Origin of the sequence: Deinococcus cellulosilyticus NBRC 106333 = KACC 11606, from assembly GCF_007990775.1 — a bacterium.
Classification (GTDB): Bacteria; Deinococcota; Deinococci; order Deinococcales; family Deinococcaceae; genus Deinococcus_C; species Deinococcus_C cellulosilyticus.
This window is the reverse complement of the sequence record NZ_BJXB01000053.1, coordinates 1-19,665: the sequence shown is the minus strand read 5'-3', so window position 1 is coordinate 19,665 and position 19,665 is coordinate 1. Positions and strand designations below refer to the sequence as shown.

The 19,665-nt window shown below is 57.1% G+C and carries 23 protein-coding genes; all 23 read right to left on the bottom strand.

The features are described 5' to 3' along the window. Positions 1-457: hypothetical protein (locus DC3_RS27880; RefSeq protein WP_222594846.1), on the bottom strand; the 457-nt coding region annotated here is incomplete at its 3' end. Then, positions 454-1,545 (bottom strand): baseplate J/gp47 family protein, encoded by a 1,092-nt coding sequence (locus DC3_RS27875; RefSeq protein WP_146891773.1) that lies wholly within the window; start codon positions 1,543-1,545, stop codon positions 454-456. The genes DC3_RS27875 and DC3_RS27880, both read right to left, overlap by 4 nt. Beyond that, positions 1,542-1,913, bottom strand: coding sequence for a DUF2590 family protein (locus tag DC3_RS27870; RefSeq protein ID WP_146891770.1), 372 nt, complete (start codon positions 1,911-1,913; stop codon positions 1,542-1,544). The genes DC3_RS27875 and DC3_RS27870 overlap by 4 nt, the downstream gene beginning before the upstream one ends. Continuing rightward, complete coding sequence (locus DC3_RS27865; protein WP_146891767.1) at positions 1,910-2,554, bottom strand: phage baseplate assembly protein V; 645 nt, start codon at positions 2,552-2,554, stop codon at positions 1,910-1,912. Before DC3_RS27865 ends, DC3_RS27870 begins: the two co-directional genes overlap by 4 nt. Further along, the gene (locus DC3_RS27860) at positions 2,551-3,285 is read right to left on the bottom strand and encodes a hypothetical protein (RefSeq protein WP_146891764.1); all 735 of its coding nucleotides are present in this window, start codon (positions 3,283-3,285) and stop codon (positions 2,551-2,553) included. Before DC3_RS27860 ends, DC3_RS27865 begins: the two co-directional genes overlap by 4 nt. After that, complete coding sequence (locus tag DC3_RS27855) at positions 3,282-3,911, bottom strand: hypothetical protein (protein ID WP_146891761.1); 630 nt, start codon at positions 3,909-3,911, stop codon at positions 3,282-3,284. The genes DC3_RS27860 and DC3_RS27855 overlap by 4 nt, the downstream gene beginning before the upstream one ends. Positions 3,912-4,016: 105 nt before the next feature. Next, positions 4,017-6,767 carry a phage tail tape measure protein gene (locus DC3_RS27850; RefSeq protein WP_146891758.1) on the bottom strand — a complete coding sequence of 917 codons (2,751 nt, stop codon included), beginning with the start codon at positions 6,765-6,767 and terminating at the stop codon, positions 4,017-4,019. A gap of 186 nt (positions 6,768-6,953) precedes the next feature. Beyond that, a complete protein-coding gene (locus tag DC3_RS27845; RefSeq protein WP_146891755.1) occupies positions 6,954-7,265 on the bottom strand; it encodes a DUF6848 family protein in 312 nt (103 codons plus the stop codon). Positions 7,266-7,271: 6 nt separating this feature from the next. Next, positions 7,272-7,709 carry a hypothetical protein gene (locus tag DC3_RS27840; RefSeq protein WP_146891752.1) on the bottom strand — a complete coding sequence of 146 codons (438 nt, stop codon included), beginning with the start codon at positions 7,707-7,709 and terminating at the stop codon, positions 7,272-7,274. An 8-nt stretch (positions 7,710-7,717) separates the two neighbouring features. Beyond that, the gene (locus DC3_RS27835; RefSeq protein WP_146891749.1) at positions 7,718-9,130 is read right to left on the bottom strand and encodes a DUF2586 family protein; all 1,413 of its coding nucleotides are present in this window, start codon (positions 9,128-9,130) and stop codon (positions 7,718-7,720) included. After that, entirely contained in the window at positions 9,127-9,360 is a 234-nt protein-coding gene (locus tag DC3_RS27830) for a hypothetical protein (RefSeq protein ID WP_146891746.1), read from the bottom strand. Before DC3_RS27830 ends, DC3_RS27835 begins: the two co-directional genes overlap by 4 nt. Further along, a complete protein-coding gene (locus tag DC3_RS27825) occupies positions 9,353-9,601 on the bottom strand; it encodes a hypothetical protein (protein WP_146891744.1) in 249 nt (82 codons plus the stop codon). Before DC3_RS27825 ends, DC3_RS27830 begins: the two co-directional genes overlap by 8 nt. Further along, positions 9,594-10,106 carry a hypothetical protein gene (locus tag DC3_RS27820; RefSeq protein ID WP_146891741.1) on the bottom strand — a complete coding sequence of 171 codons (513 nt, stop codon included), beginning with the start codon at positions 10,104-10,106 and terminating at the stop codon, positions 9,594-9,596. The genes DC3_RS27825 and DC3_RS27820 overlap by 8 nt, the downstream gene beginning before the upstream one ends. Continuing rightward, positions 10,103-10,609 (bottom strand): phage virion morphogenesis protein, encoded by a 507-nt coding sequence (locus DC3_RS27815; RefSeq protein ID WP_186816316.1) that lies wholly within the window; start codon positions 10,607-10,609, stop codon positions 10,103-10,105. Before DC3_RS27815 ends, DC3_RS27820 begins: the two co-directional genes overlap by 4 nt. Next, the gene (locus DC3_RS27810; RefSeq protein WP_146891736.1) at positions 10,603-11,061 is read right to left on the bottom strand and encodes a gp436 family protein; all 459 of its coding nucleotides are present in this window, start codon (positions 11,059-11,061) and stop codon (positions 10,603-10,605) included. The genes DC3_RS27815 and DC3_RS27810 overlap by 7 nt, the downstream gene beginning before the upstream one ends. A 28-nt stretch (positions 11,062-11,089) precedes the next feature. Continuing rightward, positions 11,090-11,953 (bottom strand): phage major capsid protein, encoded by an 864-nt coding sequence (locus tag DC3_RS27805; protein ID WP_146891733.1) that lies wholly within the window; start codon positions 11,951-11,953, stop codon positions 11,090-11,092. Between the two features lie 3 nt (positions 11,954-11,956). Then, positions 11,957-13,171 carry a phage protease gene (locus DC3_RS27800; RefSeq protein WP_146891730.1) on the bottom strand — a complete coding sequence of 405 codons (1,215 nt, stop codon included), beginning with the start codon at positions 13,169-13,171 and terminating at the stop codon, positions 11,957-11,959. A 107-nt stretch (positions 13,172-13,278) separates the two neighbouring features. Further along, positions 13,279-13,986: a PEGA domain-containing protein gene (locus tag DC3_RS27795; RefSeq protein ID WP_146891727.1), complete on the bottom strand. Its 708-nt coding sequence runs from the start codon at positions 13,984-13,986 to the stop codon at positions 13,279-13,281. A 104-nt stretch (positions 13,987-14,090) separates the two neighbouring features. Further along, positions 14,091-15,191, bottom strand: coding sequence for a phage minor head protein (locus tag DC3_RS27790; RefSeq protein WP_146891722.1), 1,101 nt, complete (start codon positions 15,189-15,191; stop codon positions 14,091-14,093). Continuing rightward, positions 15,191-16,687, bottom strand: a complete 1,497-nt coding sequence (locus DC3_RS27785; RefSeq protein WP_146891719.1) for a phage portal protein family protein — start codon at positions 16,685-16,687, stop codon at positions 15,191-15,193. Before DC3_RS27785 ends, DC3_RS27790 begins: the two co-directional genes overlap by 1 nt. Positions 16,688-16,690: 3 nt before the next feature. Then, positions 16,691-18,001, bottom strand: coding sequence for a terminase large subunit domain-containing protein (locus DC3_RS27780; protein ID WP_186816315.1), 1,311 nt, complete (start codon positions 17,999-18,001; stop codon positions 16,691-16,693). Beyond that, complete coding sequence (locus DC3_RS27775) at positions 17,985-18,560, bottom strand: phage protein Gp27 family protein (RefSeq protein ID WP_186816314.1); 576 nt, start codon at positions 18,558-18,560, stop codon at positions 17,985-17,987. Before DC3_RS27775 ends, DC3_RS27780 begins: the two co-directional genes overlap by 17 nt. A gap of 77 nt (positions 18,561-18,637) precedes the next feature. Then, a complete protein-coding gene (locus tag DC3_RS27770; protein WP_146891709.1) occupies positions 18,638-18,895 on the bottom strand; it encodes a hypothetical protein in 258 nt (85 codons plus the stop codon). Between the last annotated feature and the right edge of the window lie 770 nt (positions 18,896-19,665).

Below are 19,665 nucleotides of genomic sequence, written 5' to 3'. Positions count from 1 at the left end.
TCCTGTCGGGGTACAAGATCACACTGAACTCTGCCCATGCATCTGGTTCGTCTTCGTAGTGCTCGATGATCCGGCACGGGTGAACGGCGTCTGGTCCTGCGTAGCCCATCTGGTGCAGCATCAGGAGCATTCCGGGTTTGGTTCCTGCCAGTTCCCAGAAGGGAAAGGCACCGTTCACCCTGGACACCAGGGCATCGCTGTTCTCCCCGGTAAACCTGCTCAGGCGTTTGCCTGCAGCAATGGTGTCCAGTCCTGCAGGAGAACTGAACCGGGCGAACCAGGTCAGCACCATGTCGATGGCAGCAATCTGGTGCTGGGTGAGCCCATAGGACAGCAGGGTCACCAACTGGTCCATGATCCCTCCTGCTGCAGGAACCCGCTCTGGGGGCAGCAGCTGCAGGAGGTACCCTTTCACCTGGGCTTCCAGTTCTGGATTCTGGGGGTAAACGGTGATCATGCAAGCACCACCGTGATGGTCCCAGGCACAATCATCTGCGTCTCTGTGCAGGTCACTGGAGCCAGTGAGGGCAGCACCACACCGTAGATGCTCGGGTCTTTGGGGGTGCCGTAGATGGCGTCTGCCACGGCACTGGGGTAGTAGGTCTGTCCGGGTCCCAGGCTGTTCATGACACCCAGCACAATGGCCTCAAAGTCATCTGCTGTGCGGCTGTCTGCAGGGTTGCGGTAGATGGTCACTGTCTCATCCCGGCTGACAGGTGCAGGGGCCAGAACCCTCAGGTTGGTGGTCAGGGCACGCACGTATTCCAGGGCGTCCCGGACCTCCTGCCTCTGCTCGTCGGTGGGCATGCCTGTGGGTGGGGCAACATACATGTCCACACTGCCCTGACCGTTCGGGTGCTGGTCCCGGACCAGCACTTTGGTGATGCCTGGGACAGACAGAGCGGTCAGGATGTACTTGTCTTTGATGCTGCCATTGGACAGGGCAGGCCACCTGAGCAGGCACCTGGTCCGCAAAGACTCATCAGTCTCCCGGTCCACGCCCAGCTGGGTGAGCCAGTCTGCAGAGTTGTTGATGCTGGTGACTCCAGACACCACAGTGACCAGAGTCTTCACCCGGTTGGCTACAGTGATGTTGTACTTCGATCCAGCCTCTTCAGCAACCACAGGCAATTTGCCGCCTGGGACAGCAAGTGGGGTGTCCTGTGATACGATGTATTTCAGGACGTTGCCCTGACCATCGGGCAGGGTCTGAACAATGTGCCCTGCGGGGATCAGAACTGGCTGACTGACCGTCACGTCCAGAAGTCCTTTTGCATACCTTTCGAGAATGCGGGAGAGGGCAAGTCCGGCAGCGTGCTCGTCCAGGTAGGCTCCAGTGGCGTACAGCACGTAACCCATCGGACTCAGCAAAGAGATCAGCTTACGGGCGTCCTGTCCCGTCTGAGCGGCCAATTCAACATAGGTCTTCCAGACGCTGAACTCATCCTGGTTCTGCAATGGGCTGGTGTCTGGAACAGATGACAGCAGCAGGCTCACCAGCTCCTGCAGGAGTGGGGTCTGCAACTGCACTTTGTCGATGGTCATGCCAGGGCTCCCAGGGTCAGACCAAACTCAATCAAGGTCTGGTCGGTCAGCTGGACCACCACAGCAACCTGGAAGCGTCCGGGACCCAACACAGTGACCTGGCAGTCTGCAGTGCGGACTCTGGCATCGTTCTGGCATTCCAGTTCGATTTCCTGTTCCAGTTCCAGGATGGTCAGATCAGTCAGCTTGCCCTGGACATAAGGCAAAAGGTCGAAGCCTGCTGCAGGGTGTGCCCAGTGTGCCCCTTTCGGGCAGAGCAATCGGGCTTTCAGGTCCTGCACAACAACATCAGCATCGCTGATCATCACGGGTTGCCCTCTACTGTCCAGCACGATGTCTCCGTTTTCCCACAAGAGGTCCTGGATCATATGGCCCTCACGGTCTGGCTGCCGTTGGTGGGGATGGTTTCACGCGGGGCAATCACCCCGATGGGTGTGAAACCACTGACCACCACATCTCCCAGGCATGCGATTTGCTTGCCCTCGGGGCCGCCCAGTTGAATGTCTCCACTGTTGACCAGCACAGTGTTGGCTGTGATTTCTGCCATTCCTGAGACGGTGATACTCAGACCAGGGTTGCCTTCTCTCAGCTTGATTTCGCCGCCATTCCAGAGGATGATGCAGTCTCCGGGTGATACAGACGGCAGATAGAATCCATCGGGCAGGAAGCTGTGAACGTAGGGGAATGCAGCATTGCCATCGACAAACCCGACCAGGCAGACGGCCCCAATGTCTGGCAGACAGAAGATGCCCCGATTGTGGCCTGCCCACTGCACGGGCAGGGACACATCCAGGAGCACATCACGATCTGGATCGTCTGAGCCGTCTGGCAGGATGGGCTGCACGTCCACGCTGTATCGACGTGGGCCGGAGAGTGGCTGGACATCTCCAGCATCCCCGTGGACTGCAGTCACCTTGCCTCTGAGGGGCATGTGGGTGCGTTCGGCCAGCTCTGGGAACAGCATGGAGATCAGGGCTCGTACACTTTGTTTCGTTTCATCGTGGTTCATAGGGGCATCACCCTCAATTCGCTTGTGGTGTTCCGGTCAGAGAATTCCATGTGTTGCTCACAGATCCGGGCAGATCCGGTGAGCAGTGGGTGCTGAATCTGGATGCGGTGACCGATCCGCAACCACGGCATGCCCAGTGTGCGGACGGTGAATCCTCCAGCGGATGTTCTTTTGAGGTGGATGATGTTCTGTCCGTGCACCAGTTCGGCTTGCACCCCGACCTGGGCGTGTGGGCTGGTCTGCTCTGGTCCGGCGTAGAGGGTCCCTCCATCCAGTTCCAGCAGCACATGGTCGATGGCCCAGTCCTGCAGGGCTTTTGCAACAATCTGGTAGGCAGGAGCTGGGCGGTAGGAGTAGTGGCGTCTGCGACCACCCTTTACGGCACTGGAGAGTTTGCCGCTGCACTGTGCTGCCACAAACTGCAGCACGGTCTGCAGGTCGGGGTCCTGGAAGGACTGGGCAGGCAGTACCTTCCGCCATTCATGGAGTCCTCTGGCAACGGCGTGACCTGTGCCCAGCACGTCTGACTCTGGGGAGTCCACCAGTCCCTGGAAGACGGGCCACTCACCCTTTCCTCTGTACCCGGCAATGCAACTGACCTGTCCCTGCAGGGCATCAGAGCGGATGGTGGCGGACCTCCATGGCACCACCAGAGAGCTGGACACCTGCAGGCTGGTGAGGGGCAGACCGTTCACTCTGGCATAGGGTTCAGACAGCTCGAAGGTCCTCATTTGCCAACCATCCCACCCAGGGTGCCCAGAGGGTTCTGGGCGACATTGTTGCCCAGGGTGTAGCCCTTGGCTCCCATGTCAAAGAGTTGATCCACGGGGCTGGAAACTCCTGCTTTTCCAGTCTTGCCGTCGTTGCCTTTGCCATTGTTTTGGCCGTCTGATCCGGTGCCGTTTCCGAGACCTGATCCCAGGCCAGAGCCTGCTGCATCTTTATCTTCCAGTCGGGCGGCTTCCATGTCATATTCGGAGAACTCCAGTTCGGCCACAACCATTCCTCTGGCGTAATCGTCTCTGGTGGTGAGTTTCTTGAAGACCAGCAGCTTCACCCCACGAGCATCCAGATGGCGGTTCACAACCCGCACTCCTTTGCTTTTGAGGGCAGACGCGTACCCCTTGAAGACCTTTTCGAGGGACTTGATTTCGCTGTCTCCAGCAAGGAGTTCCAGGCTCACGCGAATGGACGCTTCTTCAAAGCCTTTCAGGAGGGTGGTGCTGCCACTCTTGCCGTCTGTCTTTTGTTTCTCCAGACGCAGTTCACCGCTGACCTCAATTCCGGTGATGATCCCTGGCAGCAGGACTCCGCCCACCTTGATGGATTGTGTGTCGGGTTGTAGGTATTCGCCCATGCGTCTCCCAAAAGCACGACCCCGAGAGCGTTTTCTCTCGGGGTCGCTAAACTTTACTCAGCATAGATGAAAGTGGTGTGGTCTTTTTGGATATCTCCAGTTGGTTTACGTGGCGGGTTTCAGGCTTTGCAGGAGTGCTGCAAATGCCGCCAGTTGATCCTGACTGGACCCCTCAGGCATCTGGAAGATGATGGTGGCTCCAGCGAAGTTCATGGTTGCCAGACCCTGGTCTGCAGGCTTCTGGGCTGCTTCTTCCTTCTCCTTCTTGGCAGGTGCCTGCAGGCTGACGGTCTTCAGCTCATGATGCTCCAGGGCAGTCTTGACCTGTCCCTGTGCATCCATGACTGGGTTCTCAAGTTCAGGAATCTCGGGGATCTGGCTGACTTTCTGTAGTACCGGATGGGTGGCCTGCAGTGCTGCAGAACCTTGAAGCACCTGGCTCTGTTGGACCCTTGCAGGAGCCTGCAGCGTTGCGGGTGCGGCCACGCTCACCGGGAGGGTGAGTGCAGCTGCTCCCATCACACCCAGAGCGGCTTTCTTGGTGGCGTCAGCGGCTTTCTTGGCTGTGCCCTCGATGCCCAGTGACAGTCCTTCCATCAGGTGGATACCGAAGCCTTTGAACACCCGGCTGGGCGACTGGATGCCCAGGGCTTTCTTGAACTGGGTCATGATCCCATTGCCAACACCTTTGATGGCGTCGACCGCTCCGGTGATTTTGCTCTTGACGCCGTCAATCAGGCCACTGACCAGGTGGGCTCCAGCATGGAAGAGGTCCGTGGACCAGTCCTTGATGGCTTTGAGGGCTCCTGGCAGCCAGTCTGTGAATGCCTTCCAGATCTTGGGGACCCAGGTGACCACAGCCTGGATGGTGTTGCCCAGCAGGGTCTTCCACAGCAGGTGAATGCCATCCAGAAACTGCTTCTGTCCTTGCTGGATCAGTTTGCTGTTCCCGGTCAGGACGCCATGCAGCCAGGTGAACAGCCCAGAGAAGATCAGGAACACGGCACTGAAGGTGTCCAGCACTTTGGTGACCACCATCGTTGCCAGTCCGACGATGAAGCCAAGCACGAAGCCCACTCCGAACATGATCCATCCCAGGAAGGTGAAGAACATCTTCTGGGCCGAATCGAACTTCAGGGCTTTGGCGACACTTTCAGCCAGTCCAGAGAAGCTTTTCTTCAGCAGTTCGACGGTGCCCAGGAACCGCCTCCAGGCCACCTGCAACGGAGCCAGACCGTTTTGAACAGCCTGCCTGAAGGCTTCTGAACGCTGGTACAACACCACGAATGCTGCAGCGAGAGCCAGGACAGCCACCACCACCCAGGTGATGGGGTTGGCAAGGATGGGGGCCAGGAATGCCCAGGCTGCACGGGCAGCCCCAAGGAATGCCTGCCGCAAGCCCTGCAGGGCGATCTGGTTCAGGGTTGTTGCCCCTCCAAACATCTGCATCTGGGCTGTGGTGGAAGGAATCCATCCCCCTGTGATGCGTGCGACCAGGCTGTTCCTGAGGGCTGTGATGTAGGTCCTGGCGTCTGCTGCTTTCATCTTCAGCAGCGTGAGTCCTGCACTGGCATTGGCTGCCATGAACCCGAACATGCCCAGAGCGAAGATGGTTCCACCTATGGCAAGAGTCAGCAGGGCCACGGCAATCATCCCAAAGGTGATCATGCGGGTCAGTGTGGGGTGCTTCTGGGTCAGCTCGAAAATGCCCTGGCCCAGCTTGTTGGTCCACAACACACCCTGTTTGATGTAAGGCAAGAAGGTGTCACCCAGGGCTCCGCCAACGTTGGTGATCCCGTTCCAGAGCAGTTTCAATTGGGTCTTGGTGGTGTTGATGCGGCCCTCATACTCTTTCTGCATGCTGCCTGCGTACTTGGTTTTGTCTGAGACGAGCCCCAGGGCTTTGTAGTACACGTCCATGGAGCCTGCGAGTTTCGCAATGTCGTCAGCCCAGCCCACACCAAACATGTCAGTGAGGACCAGCATCTTGTTGTCGGACTTGTTGACTCGCTCCAGCACATCCAGGATGGTCCCTTGCGGGTCCATTTTCATGCTGTCCTGGATCTCCTGGGCAGTCAGACCAATGCTCCTTGCAGCCTCTTCGAACTTCTTCCCTTGACGGGTGGCGGTTTGCAGGCTGGGGATCAGTCCCTGGGTGACAGCCCGTGCCGCAATTTCAGGGGGTGTGCGAAGGGCCAGGAATGCGTTGCCGAGGGCTGCAGTTTGCATGGCCGTCAAGCCCACTTGTTTGCCGACCGCTCCGGCACGGTTGAGGAAATTCACCATGTCTCTGGCCCGGGCACTGGTGTTGTTGCCCAGATAGTTCACAGCATCCCCGAGTTCCACCACCCCATCTTCAGTGAGTCCAAAGATGTTGCGGAGACCTGCGAGGGCTTCACCGGAATCTGCTGCTGACATGTCGAAAGCGACACCCATTTTCGCGGAGTCCTCAATCATTCTCAGGACACCTTTGCGGGTATCTTCCAGTTTGGATGCTGCCGCAAATGCACCAATTTCAGTGAGGTCCTGTGCCGTCATGGGAATAACGTTGGACATGCGTCTGAGGTCCGCTCCCATCTTCTGGAAGACCTGGTGGTTTTCCAGTTCATCCATCACCTTTCTGACATCGGCCAGTTTGTCCTCGAAGTTGATGGCTTCGTTCGCACCGAAGATCAGAGGGGCGGCTAAACCCAGACCTCCAGCCATGAGGGACGCACCCGTTTGCATGTTCTGCATGCTTTGAGTCACCCGGTTGGACTGGCGTTCCAGTTCCTGCAGTCGCCGGATGGGTTCCTGTAGGGGACCGGACAGCCTGTCCACCAGGTTGATCAGCACTTGAAGGTTGAATACTGACATGTTTCTCCTGTGAAAGCAGGAGCAGGGGTCTCCTGCTCCTGCTCTATCCGAGAACTTGACCGAGGTTGTTGGCGATGCGGACGCTCAGTTGGTCGTAGTAGCGGTCCTCCATCCACTCTGCCAGGGCCGCCTGCTGTTCGAAGTCATCGAAGTTGACTGCAGGTTCCTGGTGCAGAAAGAACCGGATCAGGCCGATTCTTTGTTCGAACCAGTTGGGCGTTCGATCTTTTTTGTTTCAGCACCGTACCCCAGCAGGTCCAGCATGCGGTTGGCGGCCTGCACCGCGTAACCGGGTTTCGTCTGCAGGACGTTCAGCCACTGGTCTTTCTGCTCTGGGACGATGGTGTCATTGCAAAACTCATGGGAAGCCTTGGGCAGGTTCTTTCCGGCCATGCTGAAGTAGCGGCTGACCACAGGGGTGGTGGGTTCACGGAAAGTGAACTCATGGGTGGTGTCGTTGGTGTCGTCATTGATCTGGATCACGGTGGTTTTCAGCATGTGGGTTTACTCCTTGTAGGCGGGTTTGCCGTTGGTGAGGATCTGGCCGAGGATTTCGAAGTCGAGCTTGACGGTCATGAAGTCAGACTTTTCGCCTGCTTTGAAGTCGCGTTTCTTGAAGATGCAGTGCTCCAGCGTGTCTGTGACGGTTTCACCGTCTTCGTTGACGTAACTGACGGTGATCGGAAAGGGCTTCATGCTGTAGATGCCGCCTTCAGCGGCTTTCTCCAGGCGGTTGTACTCTTCCCGCTTGAGGGTGATGTCCCCACCGGACTTGTACTGGCTGCGGCCATAGCCACGGGTGCCGAGTCCTTTGCCCTGGGAGCGGTTGACGCCCATCTCGTCGGAGTAGTTGATTTCTTCTCCGTCGAGCATGGTGCCGTGGGGCAGGTTCACTGTGACGTCGCCCCAGTCGTAGAATTTACCGTTGATCTGTTTGCCCATGATTCACCTCAGGCTGCTTGCAGCAGCGGGTTTTCGTAGCCGACGGTCAGGATGATTTCACGGGTGTAGCCGAAGGGAATCACCCGGATCTCGACGATGATCTGATGGCTGGACAGCACGTCCTGACCTGCAGGGATGCTGATGCTGGCTCCGATGAGTTCACCACGGGCAGCCATCAGGTTCAGGACGGCATTGCTCTTGGCGACCATGTAGGCCAGGGACGCTTCGATGTTGGTGGGGTCCACTTTGCCCTGCACCTGGTCAAGCCACACCTGACGGCTGAGGGTCATGACCTTGTTCATCACCCGGACATTCATGATGTTCGAGTAATCGGAGCTGGGGTCTGCCATCGTGCGGCCTTCCACAAAGAAGTAACCTGCACGTCCTTTATGCTGCATGAGGGCCACGTAACCCAGTTCATCCAGGGCCAGAGCATGACCATTGTTGTAGTCGGACGCCTTGCCGTAGGTTCCGGTGTGGAAGGGACTGGGAACCTGGATGCCGTTGATGGCACCAGCACCCACATGGGCAGGGTTGTCTGCCAGGCCATACTTGCTGAGACGCCCGATGTACTTCGAGGCCACGTTCCGTTCCACCTGCAGGCCAGTGGGGTCCACAACCTCCGCCCAGGACGCCACGACGGAAACATCACGGCTCTGGAAGCTGTTGCGGTAACCGGTCAGGGTGGTGCTGACCCAGGTATTCACGTTGGCTCCAGGGGCGGGGGCTTCACAGATGGCGTGGGTGTACTTGTAGGACTGGAAGCAGTCTTCCACCACGCTGGCAGCCACAGCCCAGAGGGAGTTGTCGCCGGGCTGGGCGAAGTGAATCCATTCCATCAGGTAAGGGCTGTCTTTGAGGACTTCCGCTGCAGTCTGGAGATCTCCAATGGAAGCGGTGGGAGCGGTGACGGTCCACTTGTAAGTGGCTCCCACGGTGTAGCTTCCTGCAGCAAAGGTCAGGGTCAGGCCACGTCCGGGAATGGCGAAGCTTGCAGCTAGGGTGTAGCTGCGACTCCAGGAGTCACCACCGTCCAGAGAAAACTGGAACTGTCCAGCACCAAGAGCACCGCTCTTGGTGATCTTCGCATGGACCAGTAGGGCTTCCGTGGGGGTGGTGCCCAGGGTGACTGCAGGACTGGAGGGATTGCCCACATCAGGGGTGATGGTGCCATCAATACTTGCCTCTGCAGGCACAGCGTAGATGACCCCTCCACCTTCACGGAGCTGGGTGATGGCTGCATCCGACAGGGGTCCCCGACCCAGCACACCCACCACGGTCCCAGGATCAACAAGGATGTAAATCTGGTTGGGGGTGCCGGATGTGCAGACGCCCACGATGCCGCGTTTTCCGTCAGCGGACTCCGGGATGGACCCCAGGCCACCGTCTTTTTTCTGGACTGTCACGCCAGGCAAGCTCACTGTTGTTCCTCCTCAGTGGAGAGGTCTGCAGCTGCTGGGGTGGGTTCCACGGGAGCGACCGTAGGTCCCTTCAGCCAGTTCTGCAACTCGGCCTTGAAGCCGTCTTCGGTGATCTGGTGGCCGTATGCCCAGCCTTTGCGGAGCAGCAGGCCATTCAGGTGGCCGTCACGCACCTTCAGGCGTCTGGCAATCACCTCGATGCTTTCGGTTTTGGGTTTGTCGTCAGGCATTTGGTTTCCTTTCGGGGTAGTGCCAGGTCCCTGGCTTCTGCCCGGTTTCGTCGTAGGGAACGGAGAGGTTGAAGTGGAGCCCGGTGGGATTGAACACGACCACGCTGATGGTCCAGGGATCATTGAGGTCAGGGATGGCCGTGACTTTCGCAGCACGGTGTGCAGGTGGGTGCTTGCCATCTGCACTGCCAGGAGCGACGTAATGCACGTCACGGGACACGGTGGGTTCTTCTCTACTCATCGGGGTTTCCTCCAGCGATCCGGCGTTGCAGGATCACAGTCAGTTGGACCAGTTCGGTGTCGTTGTAGATGGATACAAGCACGGTGAAGTTCACCATCACCTTTGTGGGGGGCAGCAGGGTGCCGTCTCCACTGACCCACTGGATTTGCATTGGGTCATCAAAGGTGATCGGCTCTCCGTTCACCGGGTCGTTCAGTTTGTGGTTGACCAGCCACACCAGCAGATTGTTGAGGATCATCTCTGTGGCAACCAGATCAATGCTGGTGGCGATCTCCACGGTGTATCGCACCCTGGCTTCCCAGAGCACACGTCTGGCATGGGTTCCGGTGCCTGATGCCTTGCGGTTCACATGCTCCAGAGGGGCAAGTGATGTCAGGATGCTTGCTGCAGTTTGACCGTCGAAGGTTTCTCCCAGGGGGACCTGCAACAGGATGCTTCCAGGCTGGACACCTGCAGCGATTAGTCCGGCCTGCAGGTGTTCACGCACAAGCTGAATCTGGTTCATGATCCTCCTGAGACGTGACGGGTCACCACGTCGATGATGTAGTCCTGGTCTTCACTGCTGATGCCCATGAACGTACGGGCAGGGATGTTCACTGCCAGGCCACGACCAGCAGGACCCCCAAAGTTCTGGACTTTGGCGTAATCCTTGTTGGTGCCCCATGCCACCTGTCCACCTTTGACGTTCCACTGGATGCTGTTCATCAGGTCAGCAGTGTCTATGAGGATTTTCATGGCGGCCATGCGACGCACAGCGGACTTCCGCAGTTGCCCCTTCTTGGTGTAGGCTTTGCTGCCTCCAAGACGCTTGGCAACGGTCCGGGGTGAGAGGGGCGTCCAGGGGTTGCCCTGGGGGTCGTGCTGTTCGATGAACCGCTGCTTGGTGCTGGTGACCATCTGCTCCGCGATGGGTTTGGCAATCCGCTCCAGACGCAGGGTGCTGAGTCGCCTCAGCTCCGTTTGCAGGGCGTCCATGCCCTGAATGACCTGCCTGGTGCTGCTCACCATCCCCTCCGTTCCGCTGTGCGAACAGCGATGGGGCTGCCGCTGGGGGTGGTGGGGGTTTCTGCAGGAGGATTCGGGATGGGCAGGACAGCCTTTCCCTCTCCGACCTGCTCCAGCCATTTGACTGCAGCCGTGTACTTTCTTTCCACGATTTCATCAGCGGATTCCGGGGAAATGCCCTTTCTGGACCACAGTTCATAAATGGCGATGTCCAGGCAGCGGTCACGGACCACTTTCGGGCATGGGTCCAGTGGGACAGGGTAACGCATGCCGATGTGGGAATCTGCCAGTTCACAGGCGGCTTCCAGGGCTTGCATTACCCGGTCATACTGGGGGTTTGGATCTTCTTCAGTGCTGGGGGTCAGGTCCAGGACCTTGGTGCCCTCATCGTCCACTTTGCTGAGCAGCACAGTTTTCTGCATTTTGGTTGTCAGGTCAGTGATGCTCAGGTACATGGGGATTCCTCCTGCAGGGCTTCAGGGCTCAGTGGCTGATGATCTTCACAATTCCGGGCTTGGTGCCACCAGCACAACGGCGGTACAGGTGAGCCACGTAGTAGATGTGCACAGCGGCCTCTTTGGAGTCCTTGAGGATGTTCTTGTCGGTGTCCAGACCGAAGTCGCTGTTGTACCAGAGGGCCAATGCACCCTTCTTGCCGATGTAGCTTTCATACTTGGCAGGGGTTTCTCCAGCTGCAGGGATCACCTTACAGCGGTCACTGACAGCCACGGGAATGCCACCGTAGCGGGGCAGGGTGCCGTCACGCATGTCCACCAGCAGAGGGCGGCCCTGCTCATCTTTTTCTTTGAGCATGTCGCCGTACACCTTGGAGTGCACGATCATCAGCACCATGCCGTCCTGCTCATCGCCCCACAGCAGTTTGGCTTCCACAAAACCATTCCAGTTGAAGGTTTTGGTGGCCTCACCTGTCAGGTCTTTGATCAGGGTGGTGGTGGTTGCCTTGTCAATCAGAGCCTTGTCGAAGCGGCGGAACGCCCCTTCGCTGATCTGGTTTGCAGCTTCCTGGTAGGGGTCCCCTGCAGCGGCCATCTGAGCCCACTTGGTGATACTGAACGCCTTGCCGCTGTGCAGCACAGGGCTTTCATCGTCAGCACTGGTCAGTTCTGCGGGGGTGAGTTCGTCCCCATCGGTTGCCAGGTCCTCGAACTCCCCTAATGAGTTGAAGTAAGGCACCTGCACTTTTTCGCCCAGGCTGCGGCTGTCCAGACCGGGGTTCACCACCACGATGCCAGTGCCGTAGAGGGCTTTGCGTCCCGCGAAAACGGAGGGCAGGGTGTCGGCCAGAACTTCAGGGATGAACACAGAATTTTTGGTGGTGGTGGTCATGGATTATGCCTTTCCTTTGCTGGTGAGGGTTTTGGCTTCAGCAGAGAGTTGCTTGTAGCGTTCAGGGTTCTGCTGGTAGATGGCGGCTTTCTCCAGGCCACTCAGGGCAGCAAATTGCTCTGCCGTGATGTGGTCATGGGGAGAGGGATTGTCGTCGTGGTTGCCGCCCACGATCTTCGGAGCCGTTGCCAGAAACGCAGTCAGGGCTTCAATGGACTGCTTCTGTGCCCATTCCTCCTGGGCAGGGGTCAGCTTCTTGTCCACATGAATGGCCTGATGGATCAGACGGGTCTTCTCTTTCGCCTGCAGGGTCTCCAACTGGGCAGAGAGGGTAGCAACCTGCTGATGGCTTTGCTTCCAGGCGGAGAGCACGCCCAGAGCAGATTCGAGACTGGATGCTCCAGTGAGTTCCTGGGCAGAAGTTGCGAAGCCGGAGAGGGCACCCAATGCACGCACGGCATCGTCTTCGGTGGCGAGGTTGCCCATTTGCAGGGCAGGAGAAAGGGCACTGAGGGCCAGAAGGATTTTTTTCATGTTTGCTCCATTGGGCACGTCCTGGAATTGCTGTCGTGCCTCGGTTGCGGTGTCATCCAGTTGCACCTGGTCACCGACCAGGCGGTATCCAGTGCGGAAGGTCTTGTAGCCGGAGCCGTCCAGCCACACGTCGAACACCACGTAGTCCGTGAAGACGGTGTTGATGCTGACCTGTGCACCGAATTCGTTTTTCAGTGCGGCTCCAATCTGGGCGTACAGGTCGGGCATGCTCATGGACAGGGCCATCAGAGGGGACTGGTGCTTGATGGCTGGGACGTTCGTGAGGGCGAAATTGATGAATTCAGTGATCTCACGGGTGTCCGGGTCGAAATAGAAAAGAGGGCTGTAATGCCTGTACTCTCCAGCTTCGATGTGAGCACTGGCCTTCTCAGTCCAGCGGATGTTCACAGCCCACAGGCCATCCTCTCTGGCTTCCAGCTGGAAGGCTGCAGCACTGGGCACGGACTGACCTGTGCCCAGAATGGCGTTCAGCATGCCGTGCTCGTAATCGGCACTGCAGTCGGTCCCACGGTCATTCCAGAAGGTCACAATCCGCTGGGCTCCCTCTGGTGTGAGGGTGAACGGTCCACGGGTGGTCTCCGTTTCGCCATAAGCGAACATGCGAATCTCAGAAGGGGGTGAATTGCCAACCGGGATCAGGGACAGGGCTGTGCGTCTGTTCATGCGACTCCTAACAAAAAACCACCCTCGCGGGTGGTCTGGGATGGTGCTCAGGTATTCAGCTATTCAAAGCGTACTGGAATTTTCTGGTGTGTTCTTGGATATCTCCATTACCGGGACTGCATCACGAAACTGATCTTGTTGGTCGCCCAGGAGAAGGAACACACGAAGTCTGCCCTGAGTTTCACGCCGAAACTGTTCGGAGCGTCGACATAGGACACCCACTCATAACCTTTGGTGGTTTCATAAGGGTCAGAGTTGAAACTGAAGTCTGCCTGGCTGGGGGCTTTGAGTTTTTCCTGAATCATGCTCATGCACTGGGTCTGGAAGTCCAGGGTGCTGTAATTTGCTTTGCGGAGCCGTGCGGCCTCTTCTTTGGCTTCCCTAGCCGCTTGTGCTTTGGCTTCTCTAGCCGCCTTCTGAGCCTGAATTCTGGCCTCCTTCAGGGTGATGAGCCCAACTGCTTCGGTGTGGTCTTCATTGAGATACACCGAGACAGTCTCACTCTGATAGCCCGGTTTACTGACGGTGATGGTGTAATCTCCGCCATTGAGGTTCCCAAACTTGTTTGAACCTGTTGCTGTGCGGTTGACTTTTTCCCCAGCCACGACCACTTTGGAACCTGCAGGTTTCACCATCACCCTCAGGGTGTATTGCTGTTGCTTGTTGATTCCAACACTCACACCACCTGCCAGTGAGAGCATGAGCACCCACACACCAAAACCCACAATGAACTTCATGCAACCCTTCATTTTGCGAACCACAAAGAAGGGGGCCACAAATGATCCAATCACCAACAGGATTACCAGACCGTACATACTTCACCTCTGCTCTCAGTTTATGAAATGGGTGTCGTTTTTATTTTGGTCGTGAGGTAAGTAAAATCCCTAGTTGTAAAAGGCATGTAAGAAACCAATGTGGTTCATTTGTTTTTCTTTTGATGTCGGACGAATCCCTGCCTGACCTCTTCTGACTTCTCTGCTGGCAGGACCTGAACGCCGATCACCACACCCCGGTGACTCTCCACGATCACCAGCAGGGTTTCATCTCCATCCTGGTAGCTGGAGATGTGCCGTTGCCTGTAAACCACAGTGCCCTTATTGCTCTGCATGGGCATCAGCCAGATCTCTGCAGGGTTCTCCAGGGTCTCCTGCAGGACCTCACTGGACACCCCTGCAGGCAGGGGGGCAATCTCAGGATTGTAGAGCAGCACGGTGTCCAGCGGGTCCGACATCATTTGACGTGATGCTGGTGTAGCCTGAGGCTTTGGCAACGGACGAGCAGGCAACTGGGCAGGCAGGCCATAGCCCTTCACAGCAGTTGGGGCATTTCCGTTCCAGGCTGGGGTCCACTGGGCAGCTGCAGCACCCTGCCCCACACCCTTGCTCATCTCTGTGGCCCATTCTCCAGGTTTCGGCATGGTGCCCCATCCCGGTTCTGCCTGCACACCAGCAGGGGCAGCTTTCAGCTGTGCGTCTCCTGCAGGAATGGACCTGATGCTGGACCTGCACCTGGGGTGTCTGGGTGGATGGTTCTTGACCCAGAAGGGATCATCGTGGGGCAGGGTCGTGCCGTTCAATTTCCTGCAGCGGTCACTGGTCCGGTCATCCATGACACTGACGTACACCCAGATGGGACGCTCTTTCAGGACATCCGGGTCGGTCATCTGCCTGAAGCGTCCGGCCTGATATGCACTCTGAATGTTGTTCTGAAAGATGGTGCCCATGCGGTTGTTGATCTGTGCTGTGGTGGTCGGTCCCTGACCAGAAGCTTTCCAGGCAGCTTCCAAGCGTGGCCGCATTTCCTTCTTCCACTCAGCAAAAGATTTCCCTTCGTCCAGGGCTTTCAAAAGAGACTTGTGTACGTCCCCGATCAGGTCCAGCTGGCTGGTCCCGGAAATGAAAAAAGCACGTCTTCGGGCATCCTGGGACAGGGTGCTCCATTCTGAGACAGTGACAGGCACACGGTCCCTGAACCAGTTGATGGCGTCATGTGGAGCCTGCTCAAAAGGGTCCCAGGTCATCAGGCATCCTCAATGACGGCCAGGCGTCCGGCAAGGTGGGCCGCAAGCTGAGCCGCTTCCAGAATCTCAGCGTGTTCTCCCGGACGGGCAGATGCAGCGATCATGCCCAGTCGGGTCTGGAAATCTCCAAAATCACTGGTTTCCTCCAGGGCAGAGAGGACGGCAAGCACGGTGTCTTCTCCAGCGGCTTTTAAAGCCTGTCCAATGAGGTGGTCGGTATAGAGTTGCCCTCTGGCAACTGGAGACAGCTCTGTGCCCATCAGGGCCATCAGGCGACCCGTGGACCGACTTTTCACCGGAGCTTCTTGCTCTGGTGTGGCCGGATCAGTGGCAGGCTGAGTGACTGGAATGCCTGCCTGTTCCAAAAGGGCATCCACGTCCGGGTTCATCCCTGCAGCCCTGAGTTTGGTCACTGCATCAGCCAGAGCACCCATTGCTTCTGCCTTGGTCTTCTGGGCTTCCGCTTCGGTTTTTTCATCGCTGGGAGGGGTTGCATCCCAGTAAACCCAGGGCACAGGGCTGTTCCCAAAATTGAATTCAATGTACCGGGGCAAAATGTTCTGGTGCAGCCAGGTGCTCATGTAGGCCGCGTCCGCCTCCAGAATGTCCCCACGCACCTGGTCATGCACCTTCGCTGCAGCCAGAGACCCGGACTGCACTTCAGTCGTGGTGTTCTGACCCAGTATTGTGATGGCGATTTCGAAGTTTGCCCAGTCAATCTGGTCTTTGAAACTGGTCCACGTCCGTGCTGTGGCTTCCAGAAGTTTCACGTCGTAGCCAGGGGGCAGGGCAATGGCTGTGTCTCCTGCCAGTCCAGACAGGTCATCGGCCATCGCGTCACGCTCTGGGGCAGAACTGGCACCCACACCGACCCGCATGGGTCGCCCGTGCAATTCGTTGTATCCACCCCAGTCTGAAACACTGTAGTGGGCAGCCACAAAGGGAATTGCCAGAGGTCGTGCCAGGGCTCCAGTCCAGGGTCTCCGGCGTCCACCGGGACTGAACACTGCCCACTTCCCATCTCCAGGTGTCACAGGCACCTCCACACCAGACTGTTGCCGGACATACCACTGTTTCTGCAGGGTGTCATATCTTTGCAGGGAAGGATGCCAGGTCTTGATGACTGGAATCCAGCGGCCATCTGTGCTGGTCCATTCCAGTTCCACCAGCACCGCTCCAGCACACCAGCCATACGTCTGCATTTCCTGCAGTGTGTCTTCTGGGAAGAAATTCCAGAGGTCATTCTCCAAATGCTTGAGGATGGTTTTGCCTGCCCCTTCAAACTCCACATCGAGGGCTTGCAGGGCACGGGACCGCACTCCAAGAACCGATTGAATCCGACCATAGCCAAGCATGGCGTCGATGAGCAATCCGGCCTGGCTCCAGTGCCCATTGAAGGTGAGGGCAAGAGCTTGGCGGACCATCGGAGGGGTCCATTCCGTGAAACTGCGAACGCTGGGTTCGTCAAAGGTGATGATCTGGGGTTTCTTGCTCATGGTTTATCTCCTGCTGGACTTCCGTCTGGAAGCTTGGTAAGGGGAGGATTTCTGGACGGCAATGCTGAGGGCCAGTGCAGCTGCCCAGAATTCGTCGGCGTGGCCCTGGTCGGTGCTCTCTGCATCAAAGCGGAGTGCTCCATTTGGGGTCCGCATCACCCGGATGGCGTGAAACGCTTCCCGGACACCTTCTTCTGCAGGGATCAGGAACTTCCGGTCTTCCAGCACCCGCTTGGTGGTCACGGCCATGTCTTCTTTGTTCTTGTTGTTGAAGGTGACCCCTTCCACCTTCAAACCAAATAGTTCTTTGGCTTCCTTTGCCATCTGGATGCCGGGACCTGTGGCATCAATGGCAACCCGCACACAGAAGGGGATCAGGGAAAACAGCCGTTCACGGGCTTCCTTCACGGTGGGTTTGTGCATGCGGATCACCGCACGGGTGATGAACAGATCCCCGACCTTCTCCAGCAACCAGATGACGAACAGGTGTCGTTCCCAGGCGATGTCCACGCCCAGGTACAGTTCTCCAGCAGCATTGAGCATGTTGCCCAGGTATTCCATGGTGGCGGCCTGGGATTCTGCAGCCATGATGATGCTGTAAGGCAGCAGCACTGTGTCCTCATCCACCCATTCCAGAAGGTATTCCTGCTGCCACATCAGATCGTTTTTAAGGGCCCTTTTCAGCTCATCGGGGTCCACGTCCAGTCCTTGATTGACAGCATCATGGATGGTGATTTTGTGGGCACTCCAGATGCTTTCTGCTCTGGGCTGGTTCAGGGTGCTGTCCCAGGCTTCATCCCAGATGTCCTTGAACTGGCCTTGCAGTTTGGGAGTGCTGATCAGCCGGAGCTTGTACCTCTTGTGCCGGGTGATGATTGGGAAGAGGGCACCCCAGATTTCTTTGTTGAGGGGGTGAATGTCTGCTTCGTCCCACAGCACATTCCCGGAGAAGCCACGCACGGTGTCGGGGTTGGCAGGCACGAAAATGTGTCGGGAACCGTTGGGCAGTTTCAGCTCCAGTTTCTTGCACTCAAAGCCTGTTTCTCCCAGGAAACGGTCTTCGAATTCTTTGGCAGCCATCTGGTACGCCTGCAGGTGGGTTTTGGCTTTGTCAGCCAGTTCAGCGGCCTGACGCTCTCCACTGGACAGGTAAATGTACGTGTCTTTGTGGGTGACAGAATCATCCACATATTCCAGGGTGGCCCCGAAGGATTTTCCTGACTGACGGCTCATCAAACCGATTTTGAAGCGCCTTTTGTCCAGCACCCAGGATTTCTGGTAAGGCAGCAGGAGACCCTTATTCGGTTTGGGCATCGGGGTCTTCCTCATCTATCAGGCCGTACAGGTCACGCCGGATGGCCCTCAGGGCTTCAGGGCTCATGTTGCCTGTCTCGGAGAGCTTGCCTGCAATTTCCTTCACCCGGTCAGCATTCAGCACCACTTCGGCTTTTTTCAGGTTCATGGCGGTTCGGGATGCCTGCACAGCGACTCTGAGCACTTTGTCCATGGCAACGCCATCCAGGTCATCATCGTCCAGACGCCTGATCACCTTCATGACAATGGTGTTCATCAGGGCAGAATGGATGCTCAGTTGCTTCCCGGTTGCCTTGCTGATGGCTTCCATCTGGCGCTCGACTTCCAGGGACGCCTGGACGCTGGGCATCAGGTGGTTGGTCCGGTGCCTGCTGAGGCTTGCCTCTGCAACAGAAAAGCCCCTGGCATGGCACCAATCCACAATTTCTTCGTATTTCCAGGGCGTGCCGTCATCGTGCCGGGTCTCCCCCAGCAGCATCAGGTCAATTTCTTCCTGCAGGGGGGACATGCAGACTTTGCAGCGTCTGGACAGCTGTCCGAGGTTGGTGGTGTCAGGCATTGGTTCTCCCATGAAAAAGACCACCCGTCTGGGTGGCCTGTGCGTGTGGAACGCAATCTATTGTGAGTATCGTACTGCTAAGGGGTAGGGCTCAGAGTGGAGATGTCCACTTGGAGCAAACTGCCCAGTGGTCTGGCTCCATCCTGCAGCCCCAGAATGTAGACCCGCTCCAACAAGTCACACAGATCTGCTTTGGTGGAATCTGGCAGATCAGGCAACCAGTGGGCAAATTCTTCTTTTCTCAGGGCAATCAGTGCCATGAGGGGGGGCAGGTTTTCATCTGCCAGTTTTGTGTTGACGATAGATAGTAACGATTGCTCCAGTCTATAATCCATATTGGACTCCTCGCGGGTTCCTCCCACCATATCCAGGTCAGTTGTTGCAGACGGTCCTTGGAATGCGTGGGAGTTTTTTTGAACCCTCAAAAAACCATTCTAGAACACGGTTTCTCTGGGAACCATCCCCAAAAAGGGTAGGTAAACAACCTATAGATGTGAGCGAATTTAAAACTTTCGCTCACATCAAGGGGGAAATTCAAAACAAATTGTAACGAAGCCTAGGCAAAAAAAATCCGCTTAACACTTGCTGCACTGCTCGTAGGGCCACTGAAGAGGCGTGACCTTAGTCCCAGACGGTGAGGCTGGAACAGCAGCGACCTGGGCACAGCTGACGAGAAAGCTGACACTAACGACGAAACCGATAAGAAGGGATTTTCTGGACTTTTCCATACCACAGGTTAGCGTACATTTGACAGCTCCACCATCTCTGAAATTGCTTGGAAAACCCTTTTCTGAACAGGCTTTGCGAGGTCTTCAAAGTGCAGGCGGTGTGCAGTTTTGATGGTGTTCTCCTCAAGCTTCTTGATGTCGTTTGAGGTGTGCAGCCTTGCCAAATATCTCTTGAGTGGAGCCAGCGGGTACGTGACCGGCATCCCAGAAAGGAAAACCCCTTCTGATCCCATCACCGCCGTAGGTTTATCTTTGCGAGGTGGGATGTGCAGGTGACCTGCCAAAATGAAAGGAACGCTTGGACAGAATTCCGTCACAAACAATTCAAGCAGGGAACGCTGGTCAAACGTGCACACAGTCCAGGTTTCCAGCAGGGT